This is a genomic window from Streptomyces sp. NBC_00193 (genome assembly GCF_026342735.1).
Classification (GTDB): Bacteria; Actinomycetota; Actinomycetes; order Streptomycetales; family Streptomycetaceae; genus Streptomyces; species Streptomyces stoeckheimensis.
The window spans coordinates 4,824,382-4,850,066 of sequence record NZ_JAPEMM010000001.1 but is presented as its reverse complement, the minus strand read 5'-3'; the positions used below and the strand labels follow the sequence as shown (position 1 = coordinate 4,850,066).

The window sequence follows — 25,685 nt, the reverse complement described above, 5'->3', positions numbered from 1 at the left end:
CTTCGGGTGTTCGGGATCGATGGCGAGGAACGTACGCCGGGTGCTCCGGGCGCGGAACGAGCTGTTCCCGCTGAGCGGGAAGCTCGTCCGAGCTCTTCGGAACTCCCCCGGAACTCCTCGGAACGACTACTTGAAGTATTACTGAATGAAATAGACACCTCCGGGTGCTTCCCTCCGGTCGGGGGCGCGTGGCAGGGTCGCCCCAACGCCTCACGCAGGGGGTTTTGTCGTGCTTGACCAGTTCATGGAGCAGGTCGCGGAGACCGAGCTCGCACCGCTTTCGCTGCTGGAGAAGGCCGCGAAAGTGCTGGGTGCCTTCGAAGGTCCACAGCCGCGGCTGTCGCTCACCGAGGTCGTGCGCCGCTCCGGAATCCCACGTTCTTCCGCCCACCGGATCCTCGACCAGCTGGTGCAGTTGCGCTGGCTGGACCGCGAGGGCCGGGACTACCGCATGGGCATGCGCATGCTGGAGCTGGGCGCGCTCGCCTCCCACCACAACCGGCTGCGCCGGGCCGCGCTGCCGCTGCTGCACGCGCTGCACGAGCAGACGGGCCGGGTCGTGCACCTGTCGGTGCTCGACGGGGCCGAGGTGGTGTGCCTGGAGCGGATCGGCGGCTCGGAGGCCACCACGGTGCCCTCGCGGGTCGGCGGCAGGATGCCGGCGTACTGCACGGCCGCCGGGAAGGCGATCCTCGCGTTCAGCGATCCCGCCGCGGTGGAGCACGTCCTCGCGCAGGGGCTGCGCCCGCGCACCGCGCGCACCCTGATCCGGCCGCTGGCGCTGCGTTCGGAGCTGGCGGCTGTCCGCGAGCGCGGGGTGGCGTACGACCGGGAGGAGAGCTTCCGGGGCATCTCCTGCGTGGCCGCTCCGCTGCGGGGCGCCGGGCGGGCCGTGGCCGCCGTGTCGGTGTCCTCCTGCCGGGGCGACCGGGAGACGGCCCGCCTGGCGCCGGCGGTACTGGCCTGCGCGCGGTCGGTATGGCGGGAGCTGTACGGGCCGGGCCGGCCGGGGCGGGCGGCTGCCGCGCCGGCGCGGGACCTGGAGCCGGCGGTCTCGGCGCAGGCGCTGGACAACATGATGGGGTGGCTGCGGTTCAGCGAGTGGATGTAGTGGGTAGTGGTATCCCAACGCACGAGTGAACGACTACGGGCCCGACCCCTCGCCAGGGGGCCGGGCCCGCGGTCGTCGGCGGCGTTCAGCCGTCGTAGCTGATGCGGATGCGGTCGCCGAGCGGCAGGGCCTGGCAGGCCAGGACGTAGCCCTCGGCCAGGTCCTCGGGGGCCAGGACCTCGTTGCGGACCATCTTGACCTCGCCCTCCAGCACCCGGCAGCAGCAGGCGCTGCACGCGCCTTCCCGGCAGGAGTACGGGGCGGGGACGCCCGCGGCGAGCAGCGCGGTCAGCAGTGGGGTCTGCCGTCCCCAGCCGACGGTGTGCCAGACCCCCTCGAACTCCACCTCGGCGGTCGCGCCGCCCGGGTCCGGGGCCGCCTCCCCCGGGTTCGCCCCCGCCGGGGCGAAGACGTCCCCGCTGAGGGAGAAGTACCGCTCGCGGTGGATCGCCCGCCCCCGTCCGCCCGCGGAGCGAATCGCCGTCTCCGCCGCGTCCATCAGCGGAGCGGGTCCGCACAGGTAGGTCTCGCGGTTCGCGTACGGGGCCACGAGCGGGCCCAGCTGCGGGGCGGTCGGCAGTCCCTGGAGGGTTTCCAGCCAGTGCACGACGGTGAGCCGCCCGGGGTGTTCCTCGGCGAGCCCCCACAGCTCGTCGCGGAAGATCACCGAGCCGGGGTCGCGGTTGGCGTACACGAGCGCGACGTGGCCCCGGCCGGCCAGGAGCGCCGACTTCGCGATCGACAGCACCGGGGTGATCCCGCTGCCCCCCGCCACCAGCAGCAGGTCCTGGTCCAGGTCGGGCGGGGTGAAGGTGCCGGCGGGGGGCAGGATCTCCAGCTCGTCGCCGATGCGCACGTCCTGGCACAGCCAGCCGGAGCCGACGCCGCCGGGGACCCGTTTGACGGTGATGCGCAGCGGGTCCCCCGCGTGCGGGGAGCCGGCCAGGGAGTAGCAGCGGGCCTCGGCGCCCGCCCCGCCCGGCGAGGGCACCCGGACGGTCAGGAACTGTCCCGGGCGGTACGGGAGTTCCGCGTCGAGCACGAGGGAGACCGCCTCGGGGGTCTCCTGGATCCGGTCCGTGACGCGGACCGGCAGCCTGCCGCCGGCTCCGCCCGGGGCGGCAGCCGGGGCCGGGCTCCGTACCCCCGCGGCGCGGGACTTCGTAGAGGCGTCGGTGTCAGACATCGGCCGGCACCTCCAGGCGGCCCGCCAGGACGGCGGCCTCGATGCCCGCGCGCAGGGCCTCGCAGGAGCGGACGCGGGCGCTGGGCCGGCCCGCCGCGACCTCGGCCGCGATGCGCGGGCAGACCGCTCCGGCCTCCTCGGTCCACTGGACCTGGGTGTGGGCGGGGCTGAACTTCTCGCACAGCACCACGGCGGCGCACTCCCCGCACGCGACGGGGGTCATCACGGGGTCCCGGCCGCGCGGCGGGCGAGGTTCTCGGCGACCTCGGCCTTCCAGGCGGCGGTGGCGCGGGCGGTGTCGATCTCGAACTCGAAGCGGCGGACCATCTCGTCCTTGACGTCGGCGGCGTCCACGTAGAACTGCTCGTACCAGCGGCGGAGCTGGTAGACGGGGCCGTCCTCCTCGGTGAGGAGGGGGTTGTCGATGCGGGTCTTGTTCTTCCAGATCTCGACGTCCTGCTCGAAGCCGACGGCGAGGCCCTCGGAGGTGAGCCGGGCGGCCTCGGCGGCCTGTTCGTCGCTCATGCCGGGGAGCTTCTTGACGATGGTCCCGTACATGAGCATGAAGCTGTTCTCGTCGATCGGGTAATGGCAGTTGATGAGGACCGATTCGAGTTCGACGCCGCCGCCGATGTCGCTCCACAGCTTGTCGATCATGTACGAGGGACCGTAGTACGAGGCGTCCGAGCGCAGGCCGCCGCCGGTGGAGAGGGTGCCGAGGTCCACGTCGCCGCGCGGGGTGGACTCCATGTACTGGGTGGCGACGTGACCGTCGAAGACGTTCTTGAAGTAGTGCGGGAAGGCGTAGTGCACGTAGTAGAAGTGCGCCATGTCGACGACGTTGTCGACGATCTCGCGGCAGTTGGAGTTCTCGACGCGCAGGAAGTTCCAGCTCCAGTCGCTCCACTCGGGGTCGCCGACGCCCTCGATGACGGGGATCGTGACCTCGGGCGGCGGCGGGTTGCCCTCCGGGTCGTGCCAGACGTAGAGCTGGCCGTTGCGCTCCAGGGAGGTCCAGGCGCGGGTCCTGGCGCGCGGCGGGACCCGCCGGGCGTAGGGGATGGCGGCGCAGCGGCCGTCCCCGGACCAGCGCCAGTCGTGGAAGGGGCAGGCGACGGTGTCGCCCTTGACGGTGCCGTGGGCGAGGTTGCCGCCCATGTGGGGGCAGTAGGCGTTCAGGATGCTCAGCTCGCCGGAGTCGGCCCCCTGGAAGACGACGAGCTTGGTCCCGAAGGCCTGGATCTCGTGCGGGGTTCCGTCCTTGAAGGAGGCCGCGAGTCCCAGGCAGTGCCAGCCGCGGGCGAACCTCGCGGGCACGGCGGCGGCTTCGATGACGCGGGGCTCTTCTTCGATTGCGGTCACGGGGTGGCCCTCCACTTCGTTGTGGGTGTGCTGCGCGGGGATGGGGGGGGTGACTAGCGGGCTTCGGCGGCGAGTTCGAGCGCGATGTCGATGAGCTGGTCCTCCTGGCCGCCGACGAGGCGGCGTTCGCCCGCGCGCAGGAGGATCTGCGCGCCGGAGACCCCGTAGCGCTCGGCCTGCCGGTAGGCGTGCTTGAGGAAGCTGGAGTAGACGCCGGCGTGGCCCATGAGCAGGGCCATGCGGTCGAGGGTGCACTCGTCGTCCATGACGGGGCGGACCACGTCCTCGGCCGCGTCGATGATCTTCAGGACGTCGATGCCGGTGCGGATGCCCATCTTGCGGCAGACGGCGGCGAAGGCCTCGACGGGCGTGTTCCCGGCTCCCGCGCCGAGGCGCCGGGTGGAGCCGTCGATCTGGAGCGCGCCGGCGCGGACGGCGGCGACCGAATTGCCCACGCCCAGGCCGAGGTTCTCGTGGCCGTGGAAGCCGACCTGGGCGTCGTCGCCGAGTTCGGCGACGAGCGCCGCGACCCGGTCGGTGACCTCGTCCATGACCATGGCGCCGGCCGAGTCGACCACGTACACGCACTGGCAGCCGGCGTCGGCCATGATCCGGGCCTGCCGGGCCAGGTTCTCGGGGGTGGTGGAGTGGGCCATCATCAGGAAGCCGACGGTCTCCAGGCCCATCTCGCGGGCGAGCCCGAAGTGCTGGACGGAGATGTCGGCCTCGGTGCAGTGGGTGGCGATCCGGCAGATCTGCCCGCCGTTGCCGTGGGCGGCGCGGATGTCGTCCTTCACGCCGAGGCCCGGAAGCATCAGGAAGGCGATCTTCGCCTGGCGCGCCGTCTCGGCGGCGATCTTGATGAGCTCCTGCTCGGGGGTCTTGGAGAAGCCGTAGTTGAAGGAGGACCCGCCGAGTCCGTCGCCGTGCGTGACCTCGATGACGGGGACCCCCGCGCCGTCGAGGGCGGAGACGATCGACCGTACGTCCTCGCCCGTGAACTGGTGGCGCTTGGCGTGCGAGCCGTCGCGCAGGGAGGAGTCGGTGATCCGGATGTCGAGGGTGGCCGAGTAGCTCGGGCGGTCCGTCATGCCTGCAGTCCCTTCGCGAACTCCTCGCCGACCTTGGTGGCGGCGGCGGTCATGATGTCGAGGTTTCCGGCGTAGGGCGGCAGGTAGTCGCCGGCGCCCTCCACCTCCAGGAAGATCGCGACCCGGGCCATGCCGCCGTTGAGCGGGGAGGGGTCGTCGAACTGCGGCTCGGTGCGCAGCCGGTAGCCGGGTACGTACGAGGCCACGTCCTCGGCGACCTGTTTGACGGAGGCCGCGATGGCCTCGCGGTCGGCGTCGGCGGGGATCGCGCAGAAGACGGTGTCGCGCATGATGACCGGTGGATCGGCGGGGTTGAGGATGATGACGGCCTTGCCGCGGGCGGCGCCGCCGATCTCCTCGATGCCCCGGGAGGTGGTACGGGTGAACTCGTCGATGTTGGCGCGGGTGCCCGGGCCGGCCGAGACGGAGGCGACCGATGCGACGATCTCCGCGTAGGCGACGGGGACCACGCGGGAGACGGCGTACACCATGGGGATGGTGGCCTGGCCGCCGCAGGTGATCATGTTGACGTTGGCCCGGTCCAGGTGGGCGGTCAGGTTCGCGGGCGGGACGACCGCGGGACCGACGGCGGCGGGGGTCAGGTCGACGGCCTTGATGCCGAGTTCGGCGTAGCGCGGGGCGTTGGAGCGGTGCACGTAGGCGGAGGTGGCCTCGAAGACCAGGTCCGGCAGCTCGTCCTGGGCCAGCAGCCAGTCCACGCCCGCGTGGGAGGCTTCGAGTCCGGCGCGGCGGGCGCGGGCCAGGCCCTCGCTGTCGGGGTCCACGCCGATCATCCAGCGGGGTTCTATGTGCGGGGAGCGCAGGAGCTTGTAGAGCAGGTCGGTCCCGATGTTCCCGGAGCCGACGATGGCGGCGGTCGCTTTCGGCGTGTTCGTCATGGCACCTCAGATGGATCAGATGAAGGAGAGGGACACCGGGCCGAGCCCGGTGAAGTCGGCGGTGTACGTCCGCCCGGCGGCTACGTCCACGGCGCGGGTGCAGGACCCGGGCAGGATGAGGTGGCCCTTGCGGAGCTGGACCCCGAAGCGGGCGACGGTACGGGCCAGCCAGGCGACGGAGGCGGCCGGATCGCCGAGCACGGCGTCGCTGCGGCCGCTCACCAGGGTCTCGGATCCGCTGGTCAGGGTGGCGTCGACGGCCTTCAGGTCCAGCTCGCGCGGGTCGCGTCCCTCGCCGATGACGTATCCGGCGGAGGAGGCGTTGTCGGCGATGGTGTCGGCGATGGTGATCCGCCAGTCGGCGATCCGGCTGTCGATGAGCTCCAGGGCCGGGACGACCCGCTCGGTGGCGGCCAGGACGTCGGCGACGGTGCAGCCCTCGCCGGGGAGGTCGGCGCCGAGCACGAAGCCGACCTCGACCTCGACGCGCGGCGCGCAGTACGCGGCCACGGGCACCGGGGTGTCCTCGTACAGCTCCATGGAGTGCAGCAGGTGCCCATAGTCGGGCTCGTCGACGCCCATCATGGCCTGCATGACGGGGGACGACAGCCCGACCTTGTGCCCGGTGACGCGGTCGCCGGCCGCGAGGCGGTGGCGGATGTTGAGGAGCTGGATCTCGTAGGCGTCCTCGGTGTCGATCCCGGGGAAGCGGGCGCCGAGCGGTGCGACGGGCGTCCGCCCGTGCTCGGCGGATCGCAGCTGCTGCGCGACGTGGAGCCGGTGGCGGTCCGAGAGCATGTGCGGGTCCTTGCGTGCGTGCGGGGGGGGGCGGGTTCGGTGCGGCGAGGCTAGACGGCCCGCATCCGGCGCCGGGAGGGCGTTTTCCCGGCCACCGGGAAAGGCCCGTCCGGACGGAAATCCGTGGGTCGCGGGCAACCCCGCAGGCCGTTCCGGGGTCTTGCCTACGGCTCGCGCTCGCGCCATCGCGCCGCGCGCGAGCCTCCGGTGCCGCCGGAGCGTCCGGACCGGCACCGTGGCCACCACCAGCAGAGAGAGACCGATGAACCTTCGCCGCACCCTGGCGACCCTGGCCGCGACGACCGTCGTGGCGCCTGCCGTACTCCTGACCGCGACGCCCGCCGCTGCTTCCGCCGCTGCTGCCACCGCTGCCGCTCCGACGGCCGTGACGGCGCCCACCGACCCGTTCGCGTCCTGCACGTCCTGGACCCAGGCCGACCGGGTCACCACCGAGCTGCTGGGGTTCCCCACCCGGCTCGTCGCGGGAACCTGGTCCACCTTCACGTTCCGCACGGTGAACGTCTCCACGGGCCCGCTGAAGGCCGTCGGGACGAACGTGGACGTCTCGGCCTGGGGAGCCGGCGTCCCCTCCGCGCGCCTCGGGCTCACCGTCCAGTGGTACGACCGGGCCGCGAAGAAGTGGCGGCCGATGCCCACGCGCGTGTCCGACTTCGCCACCGTCTCCGGGGTCCTGAAGCCCGGCGCCCGCTCCGACGTCCGCATGCGCGTCATGGCCGACCGCCGGTCGAAGGCCGGCGACGGCTTCGCCTTCGAGTTCGCCCGGTACGCCGGCCCGGACGGCGTCTGCGGTCACGCGGGGACGATCCACGAGTACGACTTCGTGGTGGAACCGGCCGCCCCCGCCCCGAAGCCGACCCCCACGCCCACGCCCACCCCCACGCCGAAGCCCGCCACCCGCTGACGCAGCGGACCCGCCCTGCACCGCGCCGACCCGCCCCGCAGCCGCGATCGGCGCGGAGCGGGGCCGCACCACGATGCGCACCCGGGGGCCACGGACCCGATCAGCGGGCCCGGGCCAGGGCCGCAGCCGACGCCCTCCCCGGCCCTGGCCCTGACCCCGGCCCTGATCCTGGCCCTGCCCCCGCCCCCGCCTCAGCGGGCCCCGTACACCGGCCGTGGTCGCTCCGACTCCGCCAGGAGCTTCGTCGTCGCCTCCCCCGCCTCCGACGGAGTCCACCGCGTTCCGCAGTCGGCCGTGGGGCCCGGCCGCCAGCCCTCCATCACCGTGATGCGGCCGCCCTCGGCCTCGAAGACGCGGCCCGTGACCCCGGCCGAGGCGTCGGAGCCGAGCCAGACGACCAGCGGGGACACGTTCTCGGGGGCCATGGCGTCGAAGGCCCCGGCTTCCGGGGCGGCCATGGTGTCCGCGAAGGTCTGCTCCGTCATCCGGGTCCGCGCCGCGGGGGCGATCGCGTTGACCTGGACCCCGTAGCGGCCCATCTCCGCGGCCGACACCAGGGTCAGCCCCAGGATCCCGGCCTTGGCCGCGCTGTAGTTGCCCTGGCCCACGGACCCGAGGAGCCCCGCCCCCGAGGAGGTGTTCACGACCCGCGCGGCCACCTGGCGGCCTTCCTTCGCCTCGGCCCGCCAGTAGGCCGCCGCGTGCTTCAGCGGCAGGAAGTGCCCCTTCAGGTGGACCCGCATCACGGCGTCCCAGTCGTCCTCGTCCAGGTTCACGAGCATCCGGTCGCGCAGGAACCCGGCGTTGTTGACCAGGGTGTCCAGCCGCCCGAAGGTCGAGACGGCCGTCTCGACCAGTGACGCCGCGCCTTCCGCCGTGGCGATGTCACCGCCGTGCGCCACCGCCTCCCCGCCCTTGGCCCGGATCTCGGCGACGACGAGCGCCGCCGGGCTCTCCGGCCCGGGGAGCCCGTCCAGGCCGACGCCGAGGTCGTTGACCACGACCCGCGCCCCCTCCTCGGCGAAGGCCAGCGCGTGGGCGCGGCCCAGCCCCCGTCCGGCGCCCGTCACGATGACCACACGGCCTTCGGCAAGTCCCATGTCAGCTCTCCTTGTTCGCAGTTGCCGCATCCAAAAACGCCGGCCGTTCGCCGCCCCCGTGCACGAGCAGGCTCGCCCCGCTCACGTACCCCGCCCGGTCGGAGGCCAGGAAGACGGCCGCTTCGCCCACGTCCGAGGGTTCCGCCAGCCGTCCCAGCGGTACGGTCGCGCCGACGGCCGCGATCCCGCTCTCGTCGCCGTAGTGCAGGTGCGACAGCTCGGTCCGCACCATGCCCAGGACCAGCGAGTTGACCCGTACCTCGGGGGCCCATTCCACGGCCATGGAGCGGGCCAGGTTCTCCAGGCCCGCCTTCGCCGCCCCGTAGGCCGCGGTGCCCGGCGAGGGCCGGGTCCCGCTGACGCTGCCGATCATGACGATCGAGCCCCGGCTCTCCCGGAGCCAGGGGTACGCGGCGACCGAGGCGGTCATCGGGGCGATCAGGTTGAGCTCGACGACGCGCGCGTGGCGCTCGGCCTCGCCCTCCCCCAGCAGCCGGTACGGGGTTCCGCCGGCGTTGTTGACCAGGCAGTCGAGCCGCCCGTGGCCCCGGGCGACGGCGCCGAAGAAGTCCTGTACGGCGGCCGGATTGCGCAGGTCGACGGCGGTGAACGACGCCGAGCGGCCCTCCACCGCCACCGGTTCCTCCGGTGGCCGGCGCGCGCAGACGACGACCTCGGCCCCCGCCGCGAGGAACGACCGCGCGATCCCGGCGCCGACGCCCCGGGTTCCGCCGGTGACGACGACAACCCTCCCGTTGAGCTCCATCGACTGCTACCTTCCTCACCTAACAAATGTTTGGTGGAAAGGTAGCTGATCCGCTCATGGGTGTCTCCACCTCAAGCCCCGACAAGGGCATCGCACTCGTCACAGTCGACTTCCCACCCGTCAACGCACTGCCCGTGCAGGGCTGGTACGACCTGGCCGACGCCCTGCGCGCGGCCGGCCGCGACCCCGAGGTCCGCTGCGTGGTCCTCGCCGCCGAGGGCCGCGGGTTCAACGCCGGCGTCGACATCAAGGAAATGCAGCGCGACACCGGCCACGCCTCGCTCATCGGCGCCAACCGGGGCTGCTACGAGGCCTTCGCCGCCGTCTACGAGTGCGAGGTCCCCGTCGTGGCGGCCGTGAACGGCTTCTGCCTCGGCGGCGGGATCGGCCTGGTCGGCAACGCCGACGCCATCGTCGCCTCCGAGGACGCGACCTTCGGACTGCCGGAACTGGACCGGGGCGCCCTCGGGGCCGCCACCCACCTGGCCCGGCTCGTCCCGCAGCACATGATGCGGACCCTGTACTACACCTCGCGCACCGCCACCGCCGCCGAACTGCACGCGCACGGCTCGGTGTGGAAGGTCGTGCCGCGCGAGGAACTGCGGGCGGCGGCACTGGAGCTGGCAGCCGAGATCGCCAAGAAGGACGGCTACCTCATCCGGCTCGCCAAGGCCGCCATCAACGGCATCGACCCCGTGGACGTGCGCCGCAGCTACCGCTTCGAGCAGGGCTTCACCTTCGAGGCCAACCTCAGCGGCGTGGCCGACCGGGTCCGCGACACCTTCGGCAGCAGCGGAACCAGCGGACCCACCGAAACCAGCGGAGCAAAGGCGGAATCGGCATGACCGACAAGACCATGACCCCCGACGAGGCGGTCGGCCGACTGCGCAGCGGGATGACCGTCGGCATCGGCGGCTGGGGTTCGCGGCGCAAGCCCATGGCCCTGGTGCGGGCACTGCTCCGCTCCGAGATCACCGATCTCACCGTGATCTCGTACGGCGGCCCCGACGTCGGCCTCCTCGCCGCCGCGGGCCGGATCCGCAAGCTGGTCACCCCCTTCGTCACCCTCGACTCCATCCCGCTGGAGCCGCACTACCGGGCCGCCCGCGAGAGCGGCGCCTTCGCCCTCACCGAGCTCGACGAGGCCATGTTCATGTGGGGCCTGCACGCGGCCGTCAACCGGCTGCCCTTCCTCCCGGTCCGCTCCGGCCTCGGCTCCGACGTCATGCGCGTCAACCCCGAGCTGCGCACCGTCACCTCCCCGTACGCCGACGGGGAGGAGTTCGTGGCGGTCCCCGCCCTGCGCATGGACGCCGCGCTGGTCCACCTCAACCGCGCGGACCGGCTCGGCAACGCCCAGTACCTGGGCCCGGACCCGTACTTCGACGACCTCTTCTGCGAGGCCGCCGACGCCGCCTACGTCTCCTGCGAGCAGATCGTGGAGACCGCGGAGCTCTCCAAGTCCGGGCCGCCGCAGTCCCTGCTCGTCAGCCGGCACTCGGTGACCGGGGTCGTGGAGACCCCGAACGGTGCGCACTTCACCTCCTGCGCCCCCGACTACGGCCGCGACGAGGCCTTCCAGAAGCTGTACGCGACCACCCCCTGGCCCGAGTTCGCCGAGCGCTTCCTCTCCGGCGGCAGCGAGCACGCCTACCAGTCGGCCGTCCAGGCCTGGCACGAGGAGCAGAAGTGAGCACGCCCTCCACGACGACGACAGCCGCGGTCACCCGCGCCGAGTACTGCGTGATCGCCTGCGCCGAAGCCTGGCGGGACAACGGCGAGGTGCTGGCCAGCCCGATGGGCCTGGTGCCCTCCTTCGGGGCCCGGCTGGCGAAGCGGACGTTCTCCCCCGACCTGCTGCTGACCGACGGCGAAGCCATGCTGGTCGGGCTCGACGGCTCGGCCGAGGGCTGGCTCCCGTACCGCCGTCACCTGACGATGGTCACCGGAGGCCGCCGGCACGTGATGATGGGCGCCAGCCAGATCGACCGGTTCGGCAACCAGAACATCTCCTGCATCGGTGACTGGGAACAGCCGGCCCGCCAGCTCCTCGGCGTGCGCGGCGCCCCGGTGAACACCCTGAACAACCCGGTGAGCTACTGGATCCCCAAGCACTCCACCCGGGTGTTCGTCGAGCGCGTCGACATGGTGAGCGGCGTGGGCTACGACCGCGCGGAGGCGGCCGGGGTGACCCGGTTCCACCGGCTCCCCCGTGTGGTCAGCGATCTCGGCGTCTTCGACTTCTCCGGCCCCGACCACGCCATGCGCCTGGTCTCCCTGCACCCCGGGGTCACGGTGGAGCAGCTCCGGGCGGCGACCGGCTTCGAGCTGGACCTCCCCGCGGAGGTCCCGTACACGCGGGAGCCGACGGCGCAGGAGCTGCGGCTGATCCGTGAGGTCATCGACCCCAAGGGCCTGCGCGACCGGGAAGTGCGGGTCTGACCGATGGAGACGGCATTCACCAAGCTGGTCGGGGTCGAGCATCCGATCGTGCAGACGGGCATGGGCTGGGTGGCCGGTCCGCGCCTGGTGTCGGGGGCGGCCAACGCGGGGGCGCTCGGCATCCTGGCCTCGGCGACCATGACGATGGAGCAGCTGCGGGCGGCGGTCCACGAGGTCAAGTCCCGTACGGACGCCCCGTTCGGGGTGAATCTGCGCGCGGACGCCGGGGACGCGGCCGAGCGGGCGCAGCTGATCATCGACGAGGGCGTCCGGGTGGCCTCCTTCGCGCTCGCCCCGTCCAAGGAGCTGATCGCGCGGCTCAAGGACGCGGGCGTGGTCGTGATCCCCTCGATCGGGGCCCGCCGGCACGCCGAGAAGGTCGCGGCGTGGGGTGCGGACGCGGTGATCGTGCAGGGCGGCGAGGGCGGCGGTCACACCGGTGACGTGGCCACGACCGTGCTGCTGCCGCAGGTGGTCGATGCGGTGGACATCCCGGTGATCGCGGCGGGCGGTTTCAGCGACGGCCGCGGTCTGGTGGCGGCGCTGGCCTACGGGGCCGCGGGCATCGCGATGGGCACCCGGTTCCTGCTGACCTCCGACTCGACGGTCCCGGACGCGGTGAAGGCCGAGTACCTGAAGGCGACCGTGAAGGACGTCACCGTCACCACGGCCGTGGACGGGCTCCCGCACCGGATGCTGCGCAGCGAGCTGGTCGCTTCCCTGGAGCGGGCCGGGCGGGCGAAGGCGCTGGCCAAGGCGGTGCGGCACGCGGCCGGCTTCAAGAAGCTCTCGGGTCTGACCTGGGCGGAGATGGTCCGGGACGGCCTCGCGATGAAACACGGCAAGGACCTGTCCTGGAGCCAGGTGCTGCTCGCCGCGAACACCCCCATGCTCCTCAAGGCGTCCATGGTCGAGGGCCGTACGGACCTCGGTGTCATGGCATCGGGCCAGGTCGCGGGCGTGATCGAGGATCTGCCGTCCTGTGCGGAGCTCGTCACCCGCGTCATGGCCGAGGCGCACGCCGTGCTGGAACGGCTGCACGGCCTCACTCCCCCACAGCATCGCCCCCTCCCCCCTCACCCGCTCGGCACCCTGCCACCACCAGGGTGATTCCCCTTCTCCGTTACAGGAGTTGCCCCAGATGAGCCGTGCCCGAATCCGCCTGGCGACCGCGGTGCTCGCCTCCGCCCTCGCCATCGGGACCCTGCCCGCCGCCGCGTACGCCGCGCCGGCCGACAGTGCCGCCGCCTCGCGTCACCCCTGGCACACGCAGCCGGCGGAAACGATCCGCCAGATCCCCCTCCAGGGCGCGGTCAACGTCCGCGACCTCGGTGGCTACCGCACCTGGACGGGAGGCCGCGTTCGTCAGGGACTGGTCTACCGCTCCGATGCACTGGGCAAGCTGACCCCCTCGGACATCACCACCGTGGGCGGTCTGGGCCTCAAGAAGGTCCTCGATTTCCGCATCCCCATGGAGGTCCAGTACGACGGCGCCGACAAGCTGCCCGCCGGTCTGGCCTCCACCGCCCGCCCGGTCAACGACAACGGCCTGTACGGGCTGCTGATGTCCGCGATAGGCAGCGGTGATCCCGTGAAGCAGGAGCAGATGCTCGGCGGCGGCCGCGGCGAGGCGTACATGCGCGACGTCTACCGCGCGTTCGTGACCAATCCCGAGAACCGGGCGCAGTTCGCGACCACCCTCCGCGAGATCGCCGACGGGAACCAGGGCCCGCTGCTGTACCACTGCACCTCGGGCAAGGACAGGACGGGCTGGATGAGCTACGTCCTGCTGAACGCCCTGGCCGTCCCGAAGGCCACGGCCGAGCGCGACTACCTGGCCTCGAACACCTTCCGCGCGGCGTACGACGCCCAGGTGCGGGCGGGCATCAAGGCATCCGGCCGGATGCAGAACCCCGATCTGCTGATCCCGCTCCAGGAGGTCCGCCAGGACTACCTGGACGCGGCGACCACGCAGATGGAGGCCGACTACGGCAGCCTCTACGGCTACCTGACCGACGGCCTCGGCCTGGACCTGCGGACCCTGGCGAAGCTCCAGGTGAAGATGGTCCGCTAGGCACCGAACCGGTTGTACCCGGAAACACCACGGCGCCCAAAACACCACTGCGCCGGGCGGCGTGTGCCGCCCGGCGCAGTGGTTCGTACGGGTCCGATCCGATCAGGCGGAGCGGCGGCGTCCCTGGCCGGCGCCGCCCACGCGGCTGCGGGCCGAAGCTGCGGCCGCACCACCGGAGGGGGCGCCTCCGGTGCGTCGGCCGCGCTCGCCGGAACCGCCCGTGGAGCCGCCTTGACCGCCCTGGCCACGGCGGGCCTGGCCGGAACCGGAGGCCGGAGCCTGCCCGGCGGCGCCGCCACCACCGGTACGACGGCCGCGGCCGCCCCCGGCGGCCGGAGCCGCACCCGTGCCGGAGCCGGTGCGCGGACCGCCCGAGCGGCGGCGCGCGCCACCGCCGGAGCCGCCGCCGGCCTGGCCGGCGGAGCGCTGGCGCGGCGGGGTGGCCTGCGGGACGTCCATGACGACCGGGATGCCCGAGGGCTCCTTGGCGCCGGTGATGCGCGCGAGCTCCTCGTCGGAGGACTTGATCTGCGCGGTGCGCGGGGAGATCCCGGCGTCCGACATCAGGCGGGTCATGTCGCGCTTCTGGTCGGGCAGGACCAGGGTGACGACGCTGCCGGACTCGCCGGCGCGGGCGGTACGGCCGCCGCGGTGCAGGTAGTCCTTGTGGTCGGTCGGCGGGTCCACGTTGACGACGAGGTCGAGGTCGTCGATGTGGATGCCTCGCGCGGCCACGTTGGTGGCGACCAGCGCGGTGACCTCGCCCGTCTTGAACCAGTCGAGGGTCCGGTTGCGCTGCGGCTGCGAGCGGCCGCCGTGCAGGCCGGAGGCGCGGACGCCGTCGGCGAGGAGCTTCTTGACCATGCGGTCGACCCCGCGCTTGGTGTCGACGAACATGATCACCCGGCCGTCGCGAGCGGCTATGCGCGTGGCCACGGCCTTCTTGTCGGTCTCGTCCATGACGTACAGGACGTGGTGCTCCATCGTGCTGACCGCGCCGGCGGACGGGTCGACGGAGAAGGCGACCGGGTCGTGCAGGAACATCTTGACGAGCTTGTCGATGTTCTTGTCGAGGGTCGCCGAGAACAGCATGGTCTGGCCCTCGGGCTGGACCTGCTTGAGCAGGGCGGTGACCTGCGGCATGAAGCCCATGTCGGTCATCTGGTCGGCCTCGTCGAGGACCGTGATGGAGACCTGGGAGAGGTCGGCGTCACCGCGGTCGATGAGGTCCTTCAGGCGGCCGGGGGTGGCGACGAGCACCTCGGCGCCGCGGCGCAGGGCGCCGGACTGCCGGTTGATCGACATGCCGCCGACGACGGTCGTGATGCGCAGGTTGACGGCCGTGGCGTACGGCGACATCGCGTCGGTGACCTGCTGCGCGAGCTCACGGGTCGGTACGAGGACCAGGGCGAGCGGCTGCTTCGGCTGGGCGCGGCGGCCGGCGGTGCGGGTCAGCACGGCCAGGCCGAAGGCCAGCGTCTTACCGGAGCCGGTACGGCCGCGGCCGAGCAGGTCACGGCCGACGAGGGAGTTCGGCAGCGTCGCGGCCTGGATCGGGAACGGCTCGGTGACGCCCTGGGCGGCGAGGGTCTTCAGCAGCGCCTCGGGCATGTCCATGTCCCCGAACGAGTCCACCGGCGGCAGGGCCGGGGTCAGCGGTTCGGGCATGGTGAATTCTTGGGGCCTGGCTACGGGGGCGGACTTCTGCCGTCCCGCGCCAGCCTTCGGACGTCCCTGGGCCGCACCTCGACCCCGGGTGGGGCGGCGGCTGGGTCGTGCGGAGCTGGAGCTGGTCATGCGAGAAAGCCCTCCTGAAACCGGCAGGTACTGCAGAAAACGCTGCAAGCAAATGGTTCGAAACAGCAGACAAGCCGGGGCCCGCACCTACTCGGTGCGGACCCCGGCGTGCTGACTGCCTTAGGCGGGGAGGATGTTCTCCGCCTGGGGGCCCTTCTGGCCCTGGGTGACGTCGAAGGACACGCGCTGGCCCTCGTTGAGCTCACGGAAGCCCTGGGTGGCGATGTTCGAGTAGTGGGCGAAGACGTCCGGGCCGCCACCGTCCTGCTCGATGAAGCCGAAGCCCTTTTCCGAGTTGAACCACTTCACGGTGCCAAGTGCCATTTTTGAATCTCCTGAATAGGCGGCAAAGGGCCCCATCCGGAGATTCCGGCAAAACAATAAAAGCGCCTGTCGGAGCATTCCCGTCAGGCGCACATAAAGTTCATGGGTACCACAACTGCAACGAGCTCTAAGCTAGCACACGTCGGTCGGGGAGTGTCGCCGCGAGCATGTGACCTCCGTCCTGCGTGGATCCGGCGCGCAGCTTCCCGCCCACCTCCGCGAGGGCGCGCCGGAGCCCCGGAATGCCCATCCCACCGGAGTCGAGGACGATCCTCTCCCCCTCCGGGGCGGTGTTGACCACGTCGAGGCGGACCTCCCCGTCCTCGGCGTACAGATTCATCCGAACGGCGGAGCCGGGGGCGTACTTCGCCGCGTTGGTGAGCCCCTCGCGGGCTATCCGCAGCAGCAGCCGCCCGTCGGCGGCCGGGAAGGACCCCAGGCCGGGCTGGGTGCGGTGGGTGATCTCCATGCCGGTGGCCCGCATGTTCCGGGCCAGGGAGCCGAGGAAGCGGCCCACGTCCACGGGTGAGGTGTACGCGCGGCTGCCCGCGGGGTCGGTCAGCATGTCCAGCACCTCCCTGACCTCGGCCATCGCGGCCCGCGCCGATTCCTCCACGGCGCCGGCGGCCTCCCGGACCCGGGGGTCGGCCTCGGCGTCCAGGCGCAGGGCGGCGGCCTGCATCGTGAGGGCGGTGAGGCGGTGGCCGAGCCCGTCGTGGGTGCGCTGGGCCAAACGGGTGCGTTCCTGGACGACGGCGAGGTCGGCCGCCTGGTCCACGGCGGCGTGGGCCTGGCGGGCCCGCTCGCGCAGCGCGGTCATGACGTGCCGGTTGCGCCGCACGGTCTCCCCGTACAGGGCGGGCACGAGGATGGAGCCGAGGACGAAGGAGGCGGGGTCGCGCCCCGCGTACCCGAGCGGCAGGAACAGGTCCCGGGTGGTGGCGTAGACGACGCCCATCAGCAGGACCCCGACCCAGCGGTGGGACCGGCCGTACGCGGCCAGGGCGTAGGCGGCGAAGACGAGGGGGCCGCGGTCGTCGGAGACGACGGTGGCGGCGGTGGCCGCGAGGGCCGGGATCCAGGGGTGGGAGCGGCGCCAGAGCAGCGAGACGGCCGCGAGCCAGCCGGCGGCCAGGCTCGTGGGGTAGTCGGTGACGAGGCCGAAGCGGTGGACGTCGTGGAGGTTGAGGGTGGTGAGCAGTCCGCAGAGCAGGGCGAGCCAGCTGTCCGTGCGGCGGGCCCGTACCGGGTCCGGAGCCCCGCCGCTCTCCCCCGTCAGGGTCCGCAGACCCCGTTCCAGCAGCTGTCCGGTGCGACCGGGCACGGCCTGCATGACTCCACCCCTCCCCCTCTGCGCATAAAAGTGCGCAGAGCATGCCAAAACGTCCCCCCAGGTTGCCCTTCTTCCGCCGAAGGGGCATCCCGGGGGGACGTGTTCTGGGTGGCTCGGCCGTCCGTTACAGGGAGACGCCGAGGCCGTTCAGCCAGGTGACCGGGTTGATGTCGGCGCCGTAGCTGTTGCTGGAGCGCACCTCGAAGTGGAGGTGCGGGCCGGTGGAGTTGCCGGTGTTGCCGGAGCGGCCGATCTGCTCGCCGGCGGAGACGCGCTCACCTTCGGAGGCGGTCGCCGAGGACAGGTGGGCGGAGAGGGTGTAGCGGCCGTCGTCGTGCTTGATGACCACGGCGTTGCCGTACGCGCCCTGCCAGCCGGAGGAGACGACGGTGCCCGCGGCCGCGGCCCGGACCGGGGTGCCGGTGGACACCGCGAAGTCGATGCCGGTGTGGTACCCGGCCGCCCAGCCGCCCGCCTGGTGGTAACGGGCGGAGATGCTGCCGCCCGAGACGGGCAGGACGCCCTCGGCGCTGCTGCTGGAGCGACTGGCCGAAGACTCGGAGGACTCGGAGGAGCCGGAGGACTTCGAGGTGCCGGAGGACTTCGAGGAGCCGGAGGACTTCGAGGAGCCGGACGAGCTGGAGGACTTCGGCGCGGCCGGGGTGCTGCTGCCGGAGTCGGAGGAGCCGCCGGAGCCGTACGCGAGGCGCTGGCCCGGGAGGATCATGTCCGGGTTGGACCCGATCACGGAGCGGTTCTCGGAGTAGAGGGTCTGCCAGCTGACGCCCAGTTCGGAACCGATGGTGCCGAGGGTGTCGCCGCTGACGACGGTGTAGCTGTTGGCGCCCTGGGCGCGCTTCGGGGCCGCAGGGGCTGCCGGGGCCTCGGCGTTCTTGTTCGCGGTCGAGGTGCCCGTACCCCTGTTGGCGGCCGCCGGGGCCTCGGGGGCCGGGCCGCCGCGCTGGAGGCCGGCGAGCTTGCCGCAGGAGGGCCAGGCGCCGGGGCCCTGGGTCGCCAGGACCTTCTCGGCGATGGCGATCTGCTGCGCCTTGGTGGCCTGGTCGGCCTGGGGGGCGTACTGCCGGCCGCCGAACTCCGCCCACGTGCTGGAGGAGAACTGCAGGCCGCCGTAGTAGCCGTTGCCAGTGTCGATGCTCCAGTCGTTGGTGGACTCGCACTGGGCGACCTTGTCCCACGTGCCGACCGACGCGGCGGACGCGGGCTGTGCCACGAGACCCACGGCGGCGGGTGCGGCGATACCGGCGACAACGAGACCGGCGAGGGTACGAGCAGACGGGAAAGACATGCGGAGTTCCTGACTTCGGGGACATTGCGGAGGCCGGTGCACCGGGTGAAGCGGTGGTGCGTTCTGCCTCGGTAACCACCGTCCGGGAGGACGGGGGGTCGCCGAAGTCGCCGAAAGAGGACAGGACGGGCAGCAAAAGGGGACTGGGGAGGGAGGGTTGGGCGGACTTAAGTCCCTATATGGCGGTAATGTCCGCAATAAGATGGGCATTCAGGGGATTCTGGAGAGGTGGGTCACATGACGATCCGCGTGATGGTGGTCGACGACCAGAGCCTCATACGGTCGGGACTGGTGACCCTGCTCGCGAGCGCGCCCGACATCGAGGTGGTCGCGGAAGCCGCCGACGGGGCCGAGGCGGTGCCGCTGGCGCGCACGTACCGGCCGGACGTGGTGCTGATGGACCTGGTCATGCCGAAGGTCGACGGCATGGAGGCCACCTTGCAGCTGCTGCGGCTGCCGGAGCCGCCGCGCGTGCTCGTCCTCACCGGCTACACGGCGGACGACCTGGTCCTGGACGCGCTGCGGGCCGGAGCGGCCGGATTCCTGCTGAAGGACCTGCGCCCCGAGGAGCTCTTCGCCGGCATCCGCACGGTGGCGGCGGGCGGCAGCGCGCTGGCGCCCGGGGTGATGCGGGTGCTGCTGGAACGGGCGGACACCCGCACCGAGGCGCCCGACCACGCGGAGCAGCTCTCCACCCTGTCCCCCGGCGAGCGGGACGTCCTCGCGCTGGTCGGCGAGGGCCGGACGAACCTGCAGATAGCGGAGGCGCTGCACCTGTCCCCGGCGAGCGTGAAGACGTACGTCTCGCGGATCCTGACGCAGCTCGACCTCTCGAACCGGACCCAGGCCGCGATCCTCGCCTACGAGGCGGGGCTGGTCCGCGCCGCCTGACCGCTGTCCCGAAGCGGTCTGGCCGGAGCAGTGCGTGATCGAAAACAATGGGCGCCATGACGACGACTCCCCGCTCCCGGGCCCGGTCCTTCGACAGCGCCGCCGCTCTCTACGGGCAGCACCGGCCCGGCTATCCCGAGGCGCTGTACGACGCCGTCGAGGAGCTGGCCGGGCGCCGGTTCGCCGGGGCCCGGGTCGCCGACGTGGGGGCGGGAACGGGGATCGGGACGGCGCCGATGCGCGCCCGGGGCGCCGAGGTGGTGGCGGTGGAGCCCGGGGACGGGATGGCGGCGGAGTTCCGGCGCACCCGGCCGGGGATCCCGATCGTGCGCGGGGACGGGGACCGGCTGCCGCTGGCCGGGGCCGCCTTCGACTTCCTGACGTACGCCCAGGCCTGGCACTGGACGGATCCGGCGCGGTCCGTGCCCGAGGCGCGCCGGGTGCTCAAGCCCGGCGGGGCGCTCGCGATCTGGTGGAACGACCTGGACGAGTCGGCCGACTGGGTCGCGGGGCAGGCCGAGCGGATCCGTGCCTTCTTCGGGGCCGGCGGCCCGGGCGGCGCGGTCGCGGGCGGGTCCGGCGCGGTCGGCGGGAGCGCCCAGGCGCTGGGCTACCGGACGCTGCCGCGCGGCCTCGGCTCCGGCCTCGACTCCGGTTTCGCCACGCGGAGCGTCCCGTGGTCCCGGCGGATCCCGCTGGAGGCCCACCTGGCGAACCTGGCCAGCCACTCCGCTTTCCTGCTGCTGGGCGAGGCGGGCACGCGGGAGTTCCTGGACGCCGAGCGGGAGCGGCTGGATCCGCTCTTTCCGGACGGGACGGTGGAGGAGCCCTACGTGGTCACGCTCAGTGTGGCCGTCATCCGAGACGGTGCGGTCGCAGCACTAGCGGACGGCGCCCCGGGCACGTGAGGCTGACCGCCATGTCACCCACTCCGTCGTCCTCCCGGCTGTCCCGGCCCGTCCACGTGTTCTTCCTCGTCAACGAGGGCATCGCCTTCCTGCTGGAGCTGCTGATCCTGGTCGTGCTGGCCTGGTGGGGCTTCAGCCGGGACGTCGGATGGGTGGGCTCCCTCGCCCTGGCGGTGGCCGCGCCGGCCGCCGCCGCCGTGGTCTGGGGGATGTTCGCCGCGCCGAAGGCCCGGTACGCCGTCCCGCTCGCCGCGCAGCTCGCGGTCAAGGCCGTGGTGTACGGCGCCGCCACCCTGGCGCTGTTCGCGCTCGGGCAGCGGCAGCCGGCCCTGTGGTTCGCGGTGGCCGTGGTCGTGAACACGGCCCTCTCCGCCACGTTTCGGACTTACAGCGCCCGCAGCCGCTCCTGAAGGACCGCCGCCCGGCACTGCGAGGGGCTCCCCCAGGCGTCGCGCAGCGGGCGGGCCTTGCGCAGCCACAGGGAGAGGTCGAGTTCCTCGGTGTAGCCGACGGCGCCGTGGAGCTGGAGCGCGGTCATGGCGGCCGCGTACGCCGCTTCGCCCGCGGTCAGCTTCGCCGCGGCGATCTCCCCGGGGGCCAGGGTGAGCGCGGCCGCCCACAGCAGGGGCCGGGCGAACTCCAGGCCGAGCAGGGTGTCGGCGAGCCGGTGCTTCACCGCCTGGAAGCCGCCGATCGCCGTGCCGAACTGCGTGCGCTGCTTCGCGTACTCCACCGTGCGCGCGAGGAGGGCCTCGCCGGTGCCGAGGCACTGGGCGGCGGTGAGCAGCCGGGCCCAGTCCGCGGCGTCCCGGGCCGCCGCGGTGACCGCCGGGCCGGCGGCGAGGAGTTCGCCGCCGCCGTCCGGGAGGGCCAGGCGGCGGGCGGGGTCGATGGAGGTGCGCAGCGGTCCGGCGCCGGGGGCCAGGCGCAGCTCCCCGGCCGGGGACACCGTGAAGAGGTGGGTGGCCGCGTCGGCGTCCAGGGCGTACGGGCCCGCGCCGGGCAGGGTGAGGGTGGCCGAGGTCTCCCCCGCGACCAGCCCGGGGAGGAACCGCTTGGCCGGTGCTTCGTCGCCGAGCCGGGTCAGGAGCACGGCGGCGGCGGCCGTCTCCACCAGCGGGCCGGGGACCCCGGCGCGGCCCAGCTCCACGAAGCCGGTGGCCAGCTCCAGCGGCATCAGGCCCATGCCCTCGTGGGCCTCGTCGGCCGCGAGGGCGAACAGCCCGGTGGCGGCGAGCCGCGCCCACAGCGCCTTGCCCGGTGCGTGGTCGCCCGCGCCCCAGGCCCGTACCGCCGCCGGGACGTCCGAGGCGGCGAGCAGTCCGCGCAGGGTGCGGGCGAAGTCCGACTGTTCTTCGGACGGCAGGAAGCGCATCAGCGGCGGCCCTTCGGGAGGCCGAGCAGCCGCTCGGCGATGATGTCGCGCTGGATCTCGTTGGTCCCGGCGTAGATGGGACCGGCGAGGGAGAAGATCCACGGCTCGGCCCATTCCCCGTCGGCGAGTTCCGCGTCGGGGCCGAGCAGGTCGAGGGCGCTCTCGTGCAGGGCGATGTCGTACTGGGACCAGAACACCTTGTTCAGGCTGGACTCGGCGCCGATCGTCTCTCCGGCGGCGAAGCGGGAGGCGTTGGCCCAGGTGAACAGCTGGTAGGCGCGGGCTCCGACGACGGCGTCGGCGACCCGGTCGCGCAGGGCGGTGTCGGCCGGGTCGCCGTGGCTCTGCCAGAGCTCGACGAGGCGGTCGGCGGCGGCGAGGAAGCGGCCAGGGGCGCGCAGGGTGAGCCCGCGCTCGTTGCCGGTGGTGGACATGGCGATCCGCCAGCCCTGTCCGGGCTCCCCGATGACGTCCGCGTCGGGGACGAAGACCTCGTCGAGGAAGAGTTCCGCGAAGGCGGGCTTGCCGTCGAGGCGGCCGATGGGCCGCACGGTGACCCCGGGGGCGTGCAGGTCGAACATCAGGTAGGTGAGGCCCTGATGGGGTTTGGGTGCGTCGGGGTCGGTGCGGAAGATGCCGAAGGCCCGGTCGGCGAAGGCGGCCCGCGAGGACCAGGTCTTCTGTCCGGACAGCAGCCAGCCGCCTTCGGTGCGCACGGCCCGGGAGGTGAGGGAGGCGAGGTCGGAGCCGGATCCGGGCTCCGACCAGGCCTGCGCCCAGATCACCTCGCCGCTCGCCATGGAGGGCAGGACGCGGGCGCGCTGTTCGTCGGTGGCGTGGTCGAAGAGGGTGGGGGCGAGCAGGTTGATGCCGTTCTGCGAGACGCGGCCGGGCGCGCCGGAGGCCCAGTACTCCTCCTCGAAGACCAGCCAGTGCTCGATGTCGACGCCGCGGCCGCCGTACTCCTCGGGCCAGGACACCACCGACCAGCGGGCGGAGTGCAGGAGCGCCTCCCATTCCCGGTGCGCGGCGAAGCCCTCGCGGGTCTCCAGGGAGGGCAGGGGGGTGGCGGGCACGTGGGCGGCCAGCCAGTCGCGCGCCTCGGCCCGGAAGGCCTCCACGTCCGCCGCATGGTTCAGGTCCATCAGCTGTTCGCCTCCTTCATCTTCATCGCGGCGATGTTCATTCCGCCGAGCGAGTCCGCCGCCGTTTCGGCGTTGTGGGCGTGCGCGAGGTGGTGCAGGCCGAAGACGGAGTCCATGCCGGTGTGCAGTCCCTGGAGGTCCTCGGCCTGGTTGACGGCCCGCTTGGTGAGGGCGAGTCCGAAGGAGGGCATCTCGGCGATCCGCAGGGCGAGCCGGTCGGTGGCTTCGGCCAGTTCGGCCCGCTCGACGACCCGGTTGACCATGCCGATCTCGTGGGCGCGGCGGGCGGGCATCCGGTCGCCGGTGTAGAGGAATTCCTTGGCGATGCGCGGGGGCATGGCCCAGGGGTGGGCGAAGTACTCGACGCCCGGGATGCCCATGCGGACGACCGGGTCGGCGAAGAAGGCGTCCTCGCTGGCCACGATCAGGTCGCAGACCCAGGCGAGCATCAGCCCGCCGGCCACGCACGCGCCGTGGACGGAGGCGATGACGGGTTTGGGCAGTTCGCGCCAGCGCCGGCACATGCCGAGGTAGACCTCGGATTCGCGGGCGAAGCGGGATTCGGCGCCGGAGCGCTGGGAGTGGTCCCACCACAGGCCGGCCCGGCGTTCGAAGGGCAGGTGGGCGTCGCGCTCGGGGGTGCCGATGTCGTGGCCCGCCGAGAAGTGCTCGCCGGCCCCGGCCAGGACGACGACCTTGACCGCGGGATCGTCGGCGGCCCGGTAGAAGGCGTCGTCGAGGGCGTAGGTCATCGCGCTGTTCTGGGCGTTGCGGTACCGGGGGCGGTTCATGGTCACGTACGCGACCGGGCCGCGGCGCTCGTAGAGCACGGGGGTTTCGTCGGACATCTCTCCGGGCATCGCTGCATCCTTCCCTAACAAGTGTTTGGTAGGTTAACGTACGGCCATGAGCAGCGTCGAGGAGTTCCGCACCGAGGTTCGGAGTTGGCTACGGGCCCACCTCACCGGCGAGTTCGCCGCCCTCAAGGGCCGCGGCGGACCGGGCCGGGAGCACGAGGCCTTCGCCGAACGCCTCGCCTGGGAACGGCACATGGCGGCGCACGGCTGGACCTGCGTGGGCTGGCCCGTCGAGTACGGAGGCCGCGGCGCGAGCACGGCGCAGCAGATCGCCTTCCACGAGGAGTACGCGCTGGCCGACGCGCCCGCGCGCGTGAACCACATAGGCGAGCAGCTCCTCGGCCCCACCCTCATCGCGCACGGCACCGAGGAGCAGCGGCGGCGCTTCCTGCCGCCCGTCCGGGCCGTGGAAGAGCTGTGGTGCCAGGGGTACAGCGAGCCCGACGCCGGCTCGGACCTGGCCAACATCCGCACCCGGGCCGCCCTCGTGGACGGCGCGTGGGTGGTGGACGGCCAGAAGATCTGGACCTCCCTGGCCCACGAGGCGCAGTGGTGCTTCGTCGTGGCCCGCACCGAGCCGGGCTCCCGCCGGCACGCCGGACTGTCCTACCTCCTGGTCCCGATGGACCAGCCCGGGGTGGAGGTCCGGCCCATCGTGCAGCTGACCGGGACCTCCGAGTTCAACGAGGTCTTCTTCGACGGGGCCCGCACCGACGCCGCCCACGTGGTCGGCGCGCCCGGCGAGGGCTGGGCCGTCGCCATGGCCACCCTCGGCTTCGAGCGCGGCGTCTCCACCCTCGGCCAGCAGGTCGGCTTCCGCCGCGAGCTGGAGGACCTGGCCGCGCTGGCGAAGCACAACGGCGCGATGGCCGATCCGCTGATCCGCGACCGGCTCGTCCGGGCCTGGATCGGCCTGGAGACCATGCGGGCCTCCGCGCTGCGGCCCGGGGTCGCCCCGTCCACGGCCAAGCTGTACTGGGCCCGCTGGCACCGGGACCTCGGCGAACTCGCCATGGACGTCTGCGGAGCCGCCTCGCTGCTCGCGGCCGGGACGCACGGGGACCCGTACGACCTCGACGACTGGCAGCGGCTCTTCCTCTTCTCCCGCGCCGACACGATCTACGCGGGCTCCGACGAGATCCAGCGCACCATCGTCGCCGAGCGCATCCTCGGCCTTCCCAAGGAGGTACGGGCGTGAACCCGATCGGCAATGCACCCGAGTACGTGGCCGGGCACGGCCTGCTGACCGGCCGGACCGCCGTGATCACCGCGGCCGCCGGAGCCGGCATCGGCGGGGCCACCGCCCGCCGCTTCCTGGAGGAGGGGGCCCGCGTCCTCATCGGCGACGCGCACGCCCGACGCCTCAAGGAGAGCGAGGAGGCGCTGGCCGCGGAGTTCGGCGCGGACCGGGTCGCCTCCCTGCCCTGCGACGTCACCGACGAGGAGCAGGTGGGCGCCTTCTTCGCGCTCGCCGAACGGCTCCACGGCCGCCTCGACCTCGTCGTCAACAACGCCGGGCTCGGCGGCACCGCCAGCCTCGTCGACATGACCGACGACCAGTGGTCCCGCGTCCTCGACGTCACGCTGAACGGCACCTTCCGCTGCACCCGCGCCGCGATGCGCTCCATGCAGGCCTCCGGAACGGGCGGGGTGATCGTCAACAACGCCTCCGTCGTCGGCTGGCGCGCCCAGACCGGGCAGGCCCACTACGCCGCCGCCAAGGCCGGGGTGATGGCGCTGACCCGCTGCGCGGCGCTGGAGGCCGCGGAGTTCGGCGTACGGATCAACGCGGTCGCGCCGAGCCTGGCCATGCACCCGCACCTGGTGAAGGTCACCAGCGAGGAGCTGCTCACGGAACTCACCGCCCGCGAGGCCTTCGGCCGGTACGCCGAGCCCTGGGAGGTCGCCAACGTCATCGTGTTCCTGGCCAGCGGCTACTCGTCGTACATGACGGGCGAGACCGTGTCGGTCAGCAGTCAGCACGCGTAGGACGGCCGA

General features: G+C 72.7%; 27 protein-coding genes. 12 read left to right on the top strand and 15 right to left on the bottom strand.

The genetic code is table 11. From position 1 onward, the window contains the following. The first annotated feature begins 229 nt into the window (after nt 1–229). Nucleotides 230–1,111, top strand: a complete 882-nt coding sequence (locus OG898_RS21590; RefSeq protein ID WP_250744963.1) for an IclR family transcriptional regulator — start codon at nt 230–232, stop codon at nt 1,109–1,111. Nucleotides 1,112–1,196: 85 nt separating this feature from the next. On the opposite strand, the gene OG898_RS21585 is transcribed toward OG898_RS21590, so the two are convergent. The 6 genes from OG898_RS21585 to OG898_RS21560 are packed head-to-tail and all read right to left on the bottom strand — an operon-like array spanning nt 1,197 to nt 6,447. Then, complete coding sequence (locus OG898_RS21585; protein WP_250744962.1) at nt 1,197–2,297, bottom strand: ferredoxin--NADP reductase; 1,101 nt, start codon at nt 2,295–2,297, stop codon at nt 1,197–1,199. Next, a complete protein-coding gene (locus tag OG898_RS21580; RefSeq protein WP_250744961.1) occupies nt 2,290–2,520 on the bottom strand; it encodes a ferredoxin in 231 nt (76 codons plus the stop codon). The genes OG898_RS21585 and OG898_RS21580 overlap by 8 nt, the downstream gene beginning before the upstream one ends. Next, on the bottom strand, nt 2,520–3,659 hold the full coding sequence (locus OG898_RS21575; RefSeq protein WP_250744960.1) for a Rieske 2Fe-2S domain-containing protein: 1,140 nt from the start codon (nt 3,657–3,659) through the stop codon (nt 2,520–2,522). Before OG898_RS21575 ends, OG898_RS21580 begins: the two co-directional genes overlap by 1 nt. A gap of 53 nt (nt 3,660–3,712) precedes the next feature. Continuing rightward, a complete protein-coding gene (gene dmpG / locus OG898_RS21570; protein WP_250744959.1) occupies nt 3,713–4,750 on the bottom strand; it encodes a 4-hydroxy-2-oxovalerate aldolase in 1,038 nt (345 codons plus the stop codon). Next, the gene (locus OG898_RS21565) at nt 4,747–5,649 is read right to left on the bottom strand and encodes an acetaldehyde dehydrogenase (acetylating) (RefSeq protein ID WP_266958716.1); all 903 of its coding nucleotides are present in this window, start codon (nt 5,647–5,649) and stop codon (nt 4,747–4,749) included. The genes dmpG and OG898_RS21565 overlap by 4 nt, the downstream gene beginning before the upstream one ends. Before the next feature lie 15 nt (nt 5,650–5,664). Next, the gene (locus tag OG898_RS21560) at nt 5,665–6,447 is read right to left on the bottom strand and encodes a 2-keto-4-pentenoate hydratase (protein ID WP_266958714.1); all 783 of its coding nucleotides are present in this window, start codon (nt 6,445–6,447) and stop codon (nt 5,665–5,667) included. 262 nt (nt 6,448–6,709) lie between these two features. Between OG898_RS21560 and OG898_RS21555 the strand changes: the two genes are divergently transcribed. Further along, entirely contained in the window at nt 6,710–7,369 is a 660-nt protein-coding gene (locus tag OG898_RS21555) for a hypothetical protein (protein WP_266958712.1), read from the top strand. A 191-nt stretch (nt 7,370–7,560) separates the two neighbouring features. Here the strand turns inward: OG898_RS21555 and OG898_RS21550 are convergent, their stop codons facing one another. Together OG898_RS21550 and OG898_RS21545 are read right to left on the bottom strand one after the other, a co-directional pair. Next, on the bottom strand, nt 7,561–8,469 hold the full coding sequence (locus tag OG898_RS21550; RefSeq protein WP_266958710.1) for an SDR family oxidoreductase: 909 nt from the start codon (nt 8,467–8,469) through the stop codon (nt 7,561–7,563). A 1-nt stretch (nt 8,470) separates the two neighbouring features. After that, on the bottom strand, nt 8,471–9,235 hold the full coding sequence (locus tag OG898_RS21545) for an SDR family oxidoreductase (protein ID WP_266958708.1): 765 nt from the start codon (nt 9,233–9,235) through the stop codon (nt 8,471–8,473). A gap of 56 nt (nt 9,236–9,291) precedes the next feature. Here OG898_RS21545 and OG898_RS21540 point away from each other — a divergent pair, with 56 nt between their 5' ends. Genes OG898_RS21540 through OG898_RS21520 form a run of 5 tightly spaced genes read left to right on the top strand, consistent with a single transcriptional unit; the run spans nt 9,292 to nt 13,751 of the window. Further along, on the top strand, nt 9,292–10,080 hold the full coding sequence (locus OG898_RS21540; protein WP_266958706.1) for an enoyl-CoA hydratase family protein: 789 nt from the start codon (nt 9,292–9,294) through the stop codon (nt 10,078–10,080). Then, nucleotides 10,077–10,928: a CoA transferase subunit A gene (locus OG898_RS21535; protein ID WP_266958704.1), complete on the top strand. Its 852-nt coding sequence runs from the start codon at nt 10,077–10,079 to the stop codon at nt 10,926–10,928. The genes OG898_RS21540 and OG898_RS21535 overlap by 4 nt, the downstream gene beginning before the upstream one ends. After that, nucleotides 10,925–11,677: a CoA-transferase subunit beta gene (locus OG898_RS21530; RefSeq protein WP_250744951.1), complete on the top strand. Its 753-nt coding sequence runs from the start codon at nt 10,925–10,927 to the stop codon at nt 11,675–11,677. The genes OG898_RS21535 and OG898_RS21530 overlap by 4 nt, the downstream gene beginning before the upstream one ends. A gap of 3 nt (nt 11,678–11,680) precedes the next feature. Beyond that, a complete protein-coding gene (locus tag OG898_RS21525) occupies nt 11,681–12,787 on the top strand; it encodes a nitronate monooxygenase family protein (protein ID WP_266958702.1) in 1,107 nt (368 codons plus the stop codon). A gap of 31 nt (nt 12,788–12,818) precedes the next feature. Continuing rightward, nucleotides 12,819–13,751, top strand: a complete 933-nt coding sequence (locus tag OG898_RS21520; protein ID WP_250744949.1) for a tyrosine-protein phosphatase — start codon at nt 12,819–12,821, stop codon at nt 13,749–13,751. A 102-nt stretch (nt 13,752–13,853) separates the two neighbouring features. Here OG898_RS21520 and OG898_RS21515 read toward each other — a convergent pair whose 3' ends face one another. The 4 genes from OG898_RS21515 to OG898_RS21500 form a co-directional block, all read right to left on the bottom strand. Then, nucleotides 13,854–15,419: a DEAD/DEAH box helicase gene (locus tag OG898_RS21515; protein ID WP_308313496.1), complete on the bottom strand. Its 1,566-nt coding sequence runs from the start codon at nt 15,417–15,419 to the stop codon at nt 13,854–13,856. A gap of 249 nt (nt 15,420–15,668) precedes the next feature. Continuing rightward, a complete protein-coding gene (locus tag OG898_RS21510; RefSeq protein ID WP_112447913.1) occupies nt 15,669–15,872 on the bottom strand; it encodes a cold-shock protein in 204 nt (67 codons plus the stop codon). Between the two features lie 127 nt (nt 15,873–15,999). Continuing rightward, complete coding sequence (locus tag OG898_RS21505; RefSeq protein ID WP_266958699.1) at nt 16,000–17,196, bottom strand: sensor histidine kinase; 1,197 nt, start codon at nt 17,194–17,196, stop codon at nt 16,000–16,002. A gap of 133 nt (nt 17,197–17,329) precedes the next feature. Next, nucleotides 17,330–18,511: a peptidoglycan DD-metalloendopeptidase family protein gene (locus tag OG898_RS21500; protein ID WP_266958697.1), complete on the bottom strand. Its 1,182-nt coding sequence runs from the start codon at nt 18,509–18,511 to the stop codon at nt 17,330–17,332. Nucleotides 18,512–18,748: 237 nt separating this feature from the next. On the opposite strand from OG898_RS21500, the gene OG898_RS21495 reads away from it, so the two are divergent. From OG898_RS21495 to OG898_RS21485, 3 genes are read left to right on the top strand one after another with little or no spacing between them, the layout of a single operon-like run. Beyond that, complete coding sequence (locus OG898_RS21495; protein WP_250744945.1) at nt 18,749–19,402, top strand: response regulator transcription factor; 654 nt, start codon at nt 18,749–18,751, stop codon at nt 19,400–19,402. 56 nt (nt 19,403–19,458) lie between these two features. Continuing rightward, nucleotides 19,459–20,310 carry a class I SAM-dependent methyltransferase gene (locus OG898_RS21490; protein ID WP_266958695.1) on the top strand — a complete coding sequence of 284 codons (852 nt, stop codon included), beginning with the start codon at nt 19,459–19,461 and terminating at the stop codon, nt 20,308–20,310. An 11-nt stretch (nt 20,311–20,321) separates the two neighbouring features. Then, nucleotides 20,322–20,720 (top strand): YrdB family protein, encoded by a 399-nt coding sequence (locus OG898_RS21485; protein ID WP_250744943.1) that lies wholly within the window; start codon nt 20,322–20,324, stop codon nt 20,718–20,720. Here the strand turns inward: OG898_RS21485 and OG898_RS21480 are convergent. Genes OG898_RS21480 through OG898_RS21470 form a run of 3 tightly spaced genes read right to left on the bottom strand, consistent with a single transcriptional unit; the run spans nt 20,696 to nt 23,690 of the window. Then, the gene (locus OG898_RS21480; RefSeq protein WP_266958693.1) at nt 20,696–21,685 is read right to left on the bottom strand and encodes an acyl-CoA dehydrogenase family protein; all 990 of its coding nucleotides are present in this window, start codon (nt 21,683–21,685) and stop codon (nt 20,696–20,698) included. The genes OG898_RS21485 and OG898_RS21480 overlap by 25 nt on opposite strands. After that, entirely contained in the window at nt 21,685–22,830 is a 1,146-nt protein-coding gene (locus OG898_RS21475) for an acyl-CoA dehydrogenase family protein (protein WP_250744941.1), read from the bottom strand. Before OG898_RS21475 ends, OG898_RS21480 begins: the two co-directional genes overlap by 1 nt. Beyond that, the gene (locus tag OG898_RS21470) at nt 22,830–23,690 is read right to left on the bottom strand and encodes an enoyl-CoA hydratase (RefSeq protein ID WP_250744940.1); all 861 of its coding nucleotides are present in this window, start codon (nt 23,688–23,690) and stop codon (nt 22,830–22,832) included. The genes OG898_RS21475 and OG898_RS21470 overlap by 1 nt, the downstream gene beginning before the upstream one ends. A 46-nt stretch (nt 23,691–23,736) precedes the next feature. Between OG898_RS21470 and OG898_RS21465 the strand changes: the two genes are divergently transcribed. After that, the gene (locus OG898_RS21465) at nt 23,737–24,885 is read left to right on the top strand and encodes an acyl-CoA dehydrogenase family protein (RefSeq protein WP_266958690.1); all 1,149 of its coding nucleotides are present in this window, start codon (nt 23,737–23,739) and stop codon (nt 24,883–24,885) included. A 5-nt stretch (nt 24,886–24,890) separates the two neighbouring features. Beyond that, nucleotides 24,891–25,676 carry an SDR family oxidoreductase gene (locus OG898_RS21460; RefSeq protein WP_250745002.1) on the top strand — a complete coding sequence of 262 codons (786 nt, stop codon included), beginning with the start codon at nt 24,891–24,893 and terminating at the stop codon, nt 25,674–25,676. Nucleotides 25,677–25,685 lie beyond the last annotated feature (9 nt).